Annotated in this window: 5 protein-coding genes; 1 reads left to right on the top strand and 4 read right to left on the bottom strand. The window is 64.2% G+C overall.

Annotated elements, in window-relative coordinates:
- From VJ604_RS06535 to VJ604_RS06520, 4 genes are all read right to left on the bottom strand, one after another.
- The coding region (locus tag VJ604_RS06535; protein ID WP_324080858.1) for a response regulator at window positions 1-808 on the bottom strand (808 nt) is incomplete at its 3' end.
- 342 nt (window positions 809-1,150) lie between these two features.
- Window positions 1,151-2,671 (bottom strand): sigma-54-dependent transcriptional regulator, encoded by a 1,521-nt coding sequence (locus VJ604_RS06530; protein ID WP_324080856.1) that lies wholly within the window; start codon window positions 2,669-2,671, stop codon window positions 1,151-1,153.
- Between the two features lies 1 nt (window position 2,672).
- On the bottom strand, window positions 2,673-4,379 hold the full coding sequence (locus VJ604_RS06525; RefSeq protein WP_324080855.1) for a GAF domain-containing sensor histidine kinase: 1,707 nt from the start codon (window positions 4,377-4,379) through the stop codon (window positions 2,673-2,675).
- Window positions 4,380-4,395: 16 nt separating this feature from the next.
- Entirely contained in the window at window positions 4,396-5,544 is a 1,149-nt protein-coding gene (locus VJ604_RS06520) for an iron-containing alcohol dehydrogenase (protein ID WP_324080853.1), read from the bottom strand.
- Between VJ604_RS06520 and VJ604_RS06515 the strand changes: the two genes are divergently transcribed.
- On the top strand, window positions 5,543-5,759 hold a 217-nt coding region (locus tag VJ604_RS06515), incomplete at its 3' end, for a hypothetical protein (RefSeq protein ID WP_324080850.1). The two genes, VJ604_RS06520 and VJ604_RS06515, sit on opposite strands and share 2 nt — an antisense overlap.

Genomic DNA, 5,759 nt, shown 5'->3' with positions numbered 1-5,759 from the left:
AGCGCTGGTACCCCAACTCCTCCCCGGCCGAGAGTCCGTACATCTCGAGCATCCGGTGGTCCCAGATCATCTGATCGGTGACGATGTCCCAGTCGAAGATGCCGAGGTGGGCCGAGGCGGTGGCGAGCTGGAGCCGGCGGGTCACCTCGCTGAGTTTCCCCTCGGCCCGCTTTCTCTCCTCCACCTCCAGAAGCAGGGAGGCGGTGCGCGCCTCCACCCGTTCCTCGAGCTGCTCGTTCAGCTCGGAAAGCGACTGCTGGATGGCGATGAGTTCGTTGTTCTTCCTGACCGCCGTTTCATAGGTGGAGAGAAGCAGGCTGAGGATCTGCTTGCGATCCGCCTTGATGTGGTACTGCTCGCCGTCGAAAAAGACCAGGCTGCCACGCTCGGCGTCCTCGGACTGGGGAAGCCCTTTGGCCAGCAGTATCTGCCTGATCCGCATCAGCAGGTACTTTTCATCGTAGGGCTTGGTGAGGAAGTTGTCGGCGCGGCACTCGAGACCGCGGATGACGTCCTTGGGGTCGTTGAGGGAGGTGAGCAGGATGACCGGGATGGCGTTCAGGCCGGGGTCGTCCTTGATGGCACTGCAGAGCTGGAAACCGGTCATCTCCGGCATCATGATGTCGCTAACCACCAGGTCGGGGAGCAGCTCCCGCGCCTTGGCCAACCCTTCCCGGCCGTTCTTGGCCCAGGTCACCTGGTATCCCTCGTTGAGAAGAAGCTGCTCCAAAAGCTCCGCCTGGGTGGGGCTGTCTTCGACGATCAGGATGTTGCCGGGCGGGTTCCCCCGCGGCAGGTCTCTGCTCATACGCATGTTCCTTGGCATCCAGCCCGGTCGGCTGCCTGCTGCGATGAGAAGGCCCGGGCGCGATACTTAATTATAGCATGAGCGAACTGCGGAGGGGGATGGGGGAAAGGGAGAGGAAAGTCAGGAGGTTATCTGTTTAAGAAAGAAAAGGGGAGCAAGGAATAGCTGCACGGAGTGATCTGAGAACTCCAATGCCGATCCATCAGGCTCCTAACCCGTTCGTCCGGAGCCTGTCGAAGCCTGTCCTGAGCTTGTCGAAGGGGACAGCTCTGTGATTGTCGGGCAGGGGTGCTTCGACAGGCTCAGCACGAACGGCCACCCATCAGACACCGCCCTCTCTTCTCAGCGCGTGCCGAGCTCGAATTCCTTGATCTTGCGGTAGAGGGTGTTGCGGGCGATGCCCAGGGTCCGGGCGGCCTCGGTGATGTTCCCCTTGTGGCGGCTCAAGGCCTCGCGGATGGTGTCGGCCTCGGCGTCCTTGATGGCGGCCGGCGGGGGAGCGATCCCCTTGCCGCGCATGACGGCGAGCAGCCCGGACTGGGCGTCGCGCAGGGAGTCCAGCAAGCGGTTAAGTTCGACGGGCTCCATCTTGCCCAGCAGGTCGGGGTCGCTGAAGCGCTCCAGCAGGAGAGCTGGCGAGAGCGCGGTCTCCGCGGCCGTTTCGCAGACGGGGGTCCGCCGGGTCGAGGGGCCGGAGAGGAAGGTTCCGCCGAGGTGCTCGGGGAGGATGGTCTCGCCGTTGCAGACCACCACCGCCCGCCTCATCACGTTGGCCAGTTCGCGGATGTTGCCGGGCCAGCGGTACTCCTGCATCAGGCGCAGGGTGGCGGGCGACAGCCTGAGGTCGCGGTTCAACTGCCGGACGAAGTGCTCGGCCAAGAGCGGAATGTCCTGGCTGCGGGCCTCCAGCGAGGGGATCTCCAGCCTGACCACGTTGAGCCGGTAGTAGAGGTCCTCCCGGAAGCTCTTCTCACGGATGGCCTCCTCCAGGTTGACGTTGGTGGCGGCGATCACCCGCACGTCGGTCTTGATGGGCCGCTCACCCCCCACCCGCATGAACTCGCCGGTCTCCAGCACCCGCAACAGCTTGACTTGGATCTGCGGGGTGGCGTCGCCGATCTCATCCAAGAGCAGGGTGCCGTTGTTGGCCAGCTCGAAGATGCCGCGGCGGGTCTGGTTGGCGCCGGTGAAGGCGCCCCGCTCGTGGCCGAACAGTTCGCTCTCCAGCAGGTTCTCCGGCAGCGCCCCGCAGTTAACCGGTATGAACGGCTGCCCGGCACGGGGGGAGGCGGCGTGGATGAAGCGGGCCAGCACCTCCTTGCCGGTGCCGGTCTTCCCCTGGATCAGCACGCTGATGTCCTTGCCGGCAACCTTGTAGGCGAGCGACACCATGCGCCGCATCTCGGCCGATACCCCCACCCGGAAGCCGACCCCCTGGGCGACCTCGGCCCACTCCTCGTCGGCGCCGTCCCCCTTGGAGAGGCGGGCGCCGGAGCCTGCCGCCCTCTCCACCAGCCGCTCGATCTCGTCGATGTCGTCGAACGGCTTCTCCAGGTACTCGTAGGCCCCCAGCTGCATAGCGGTGACCGCCGTCTTGACCGTGGAGTAGCCGGTCATGATGACCACCTCGCAGGAGGGCTGGCGGGACTTGATCAGCTCCAGAAGGGTGATGCCGTCGGTATCCGGCAGCTTCAGGTCGACCATGGCCACGTTGAAGCTCCCCGAGGCCAGCGCCCCCAGCGCCTCCGGCTTGTTGGCCGCGGTGACCACGCCATATCCCTTGCGGGTCAAGAGGCGTCTGAAGAAGGTGCAGACGTCGGTTTCGTCGTCGATGACCAATACCTTTACCGGGGACTCTGTCACGCTACGCTCCTGGATTGGATACGGGGTTGCCGGGGCGGCCGCCTGGCTCCGCATCGTCGTTTTCCAACGGGAGGATCAGCTTGAAGCAGCTCCCCTCCCCCAGCCTGCTCTCCACCTCGATCCGGCCGTGGTGCGACTCCGCGATCCCCAGGCTGACGGAGAGCCCGAGACCGGTCCCCTTGCTCGCCTCCTTGCTGGTGTAGAAGGGGGTGAAGATCTTGGAGAGGTTCTCGGCGGCGATGCCGACGCCGTTGTCCAATACGCTCAGGGTCACCCAGCGGCGCCCCCCCTCGCTGGAGACGGCGGTGGTCACCTCGATGGTCTTTTCCAGGCGCTCCACGTCGGAGAGGGCGTCCCGGGCGTTGATCAGGAAGTTGGTCAGCACCTGCTGGATCTGCGGGCCGTTGGCGTTCAGGCGCGGCAGCTCCTTATCAAAACGCTCCACGATGGCGATCTGGTTGCGGTTGATCTGGTACTTGATCATGTCCAGCACCCGCTTGGCCTCGGCGTTCAGATCGATGGCCGCCACCGGCGCCTGGTCCTGCCGGGAGAAGGTCAACAGGTTCTGGATGATCCGCTTGCAGCGCAGGCCGCAGTTGATGATGTCCTCCAGCGCCTCGGCCCCCTCCGGGTCCTCCTCGCGCTTGTCCCTGGCCAGCATCTGGGCGGTGCCGATGATCACCGTCATCGGGCTGTTCAGCTCGTGGGCGACCCCGGCGGCCATCACCCCCAGCGCCACCATCTTGGCGGACTGGACCAGCTGGGCCTCCATCTTGAGCTTCTTGGTCACGTCCTTCATGATGATGGTGACCGCGGCGAGTTGCTTGTCCTCGTTCAAGACCGGGTAGTAGGAGAGATCGAGGAAGTTCCCTTCCTCGGTGCGCCAGCGCTGGAACACCGGCTTGCCGGTCTTCTTGATCTCCTGAATCGGACAGTTCTCGCAGGGCTCGTCCAGCCCTCTCAGCTTGGCGAAGCACTTGTTGCTGATGGCGCGGTTCCACCCTTCGGCCATGGAAGGGGGGAGCCGGTCGTTGTGGAGCAGCACGTTGTAGTCGGTGTCCACCAGCAGGATGGGATCGGTGACCGCCTGGAAGGTGGCCTCCCACTCCTTCTTGGCGCGCGAGACCTGTTTGTAGAGGCGGGCGTTTTGCAGGCTGATCGCCAGTTGGTCGGCCAGGTGCTGCACGAAGTTGAGTTCCGCTCCGGCGTAGGCGGATTGCTGGGTGCTGCCGAGGATCAACACGCCGCTCGCCGAGGCGCGCTCGAACATCGGTGCGACCGCCAGCGAGCGCAGGGTGTGGCGCTCCTCCCCCGCCGCCCGGGCAAAGGTGAAGGTATCCTTGGTGGGACAGTAGCTGGTGGCGGTCTTTTTCTCCAGCACGCCGTACAAAAGGGAATCGTGGGGTATGGTCCCGGCGCTGAAGAAGCTCTTGGGGACCATGGCGAACAGCCGCAGCTCGTCGTCCTGCAGTTTGGCGATCCCCAGGAAGTCACAGGGGAGCGCCTCGGGGAGCTTGAGGAAGGCCCGGGCGATGATGTCCCCGATCGACATGTCGATGTTGATGTCGCGGGTGAGCTGCTGCAGGAGCTCCAGGCGGCTGTTCTGGATCAGCACCTCCTGGTTACGCTTCTTCAGCTCCACGTAGTAGTTGAGCTTGGAGGAGTCGACCCCCGTCAGTTGCTCAAGCAGTTTGCCCCGTTCTTTCACGATACCCACCTGTCCGTTACATGGCGTTTCTGAAGATCGACTCGATATCCTGGAGGTTTGCCCTGCGCGGGTTGGTGACCAGGCAGGCGTCCTTGAGGGCGTTCTTGCTCAAAACGGGGATGAACTCTTCCTGCAAACCGCGCTGGGAAAGCCCTTCGGCAAGGCCGATGTCGTCTATCAGCCGGTTCACCGCCTCGATGGAGCGCTCGGCGGCCTCCATCAGGTCGAGGCCGGCGACATCCTCGCCCATGGCGACCGCAATGTCACGGAACCGCTCCGGGCAGGCCGACAGGTTGAACCTCATCACGTGAGGGAGGATGGAGGCGTTGGTCTCGCCGTGGTGCTGGTCGAGCAGGCCGTCCACCTGGTGGGTCATGGCGTGGGCGGCCCCCAGGATGGCGTTGGAGAAGGCGAGCCCGGCGGTCAGGCTGGCCATGGCCATGTTGGTGTTGGCCTCCATGTCCCCGCGGTCGGCCACCGCCTGTCTCAGGTTGCGCGAGATTAGCTGGATCGCCTTCAGCGAGTGGATCTCGGTGAGCGGGGTCGCCGCCAACGAGACGTAGGACTCGATGCCGTGGGTAAGGGCGTCCACCGCGGTGGCGGCGGCGAGCTTGCTGTTCTTGGTCTTCAACAGTTCGGGGTCGACGATGGCGATGTCCGGGATCAGCGAGCGGGAGATGATGGACATCTTCAGCTTCCGGTCGGTGTCGACGATGATGGTGAACTGGCTCACCTCGGAGCCGGCACCGGCGGTGGAGGGGACGATCACCATGGGAGGGAGCGGGGTCACGATCTTGTTGATCCCCTCATAGTCCTGCAGCCTGCCGCCGTTGGAGGCGAGGATGGCGACGGCCTTGGCGACGTCGGTGGGGCTGCCGCCTCCCACCGAAACGATGCCGTCGCAGCCGGAGGCCAGGTATTTCAGGGCCCCCTCGGAGACCTCGCGGTCCTTGGGATTGGTGGTCAGGCTGGAGAAGATGACGGTGTCGAGCCCGGCGGCATGCAGGTATTCCACCGCGTGGTCCACCCACCCCGAGGAGATGACGTCGGAGTCGCTGACCAGGAAGACCTTGGAGACGCCGAGCCTGAGCACGCTCTCGCCTATCTGACTGAGCGACCCACGTCCGAAGATGATCTCTGGTGCGACGAATTTACTGATATCCATGACTGCTCCTCATCGGGAAATACGGCCCTGCAGCGGACCGCGGCCCCCTTCTCTTGGCAAGATCGATACCAACCTGCGGTTCGGCCAGCCGCCTCGTCAGGAGCCGGATCCTCACGAGGTGTTGCAGACTGTTGAATACACAGAAATGAGACAGGTTTTTAAAGCATTGACAACATTTTGCGGTCCGGGCGAACCGCTGCAGCGGATGATCCAGG

Source organism: Geomonas sp., from assembly GCF_035254065.1.
Lineage (GTDB): Bacteria > Desulfobacterota > Desulfuromonadia > Geobacterales > Geobacteraceae > Geomonas.
Note: the sequence above shows the minus strand (reverse complement) of the source record. Positions and strands in the feature narration are given on the sequence as shown.